We start from the raw sequence: 504 nt of genomic DNA on the forward strand, positions 1-504 counted from the left end.
GGGTTGAAGTTAACTATTGATTATTTTAAAAAAAACACATAACAAAAAGCTTAAGCTAGATATCTCGCGTTTGCAGAAGAGCGTAGTAAGGTAGGCTGCCATCCTTGATGGCTTGGTAGTCTTCGAGGGAGAACATAACCACAGGTGTCTCACTCTTTCTGGTAATAATCATGGGTGAGTAGTCGTTACAGCCCCTTTCCATGGTTTTAGCAATATTTGCTCGGGCTGCTGTGTAGTTTATGGCCCCGGCTGTATCAGCCGGGGCCGTTGTGACCAAACCATCCCAGAAAACAGATTGGGGTGGCGCAGGTACTTTGCTTATCCTGACAGTTATCTCTGGGAAGTAGCGTATAATCTGCTGTTTTGGGTCGGACCATCAGATGAGCAGGCTGTATAACAAACCGCAGAAATACGCGGGAAAGTCAGGCCTTCGGACGCCCTTGTCAGGGTGTTGCTGTGCTCTGCGTTATGCCGCCAACAGCGTTGCACATGCTAGCCTCAAAC

General features: G+C 48.0%; 1 protein-coding gene. It reads right to left on the reverse strand.

The features are described 5' to 3' along the window. Positions 1-55: 55 nt before the first annotated feature. Positions 56-202, reverse strand: coding sequence for a hypothetical protein (locus tag Q4563_RS15865; RefSeq protein WP_303605155.1), 147 nt, complete (start codon positions 200-202; stop codon positions 56-58). Between the last annotated feature and the right edge of the window lie 302 nt (positions 203-504).

The sequence above is a fragment of the Gilvimarinus sp. 1_MG-2023 genome, assembly GCF_030548285.1.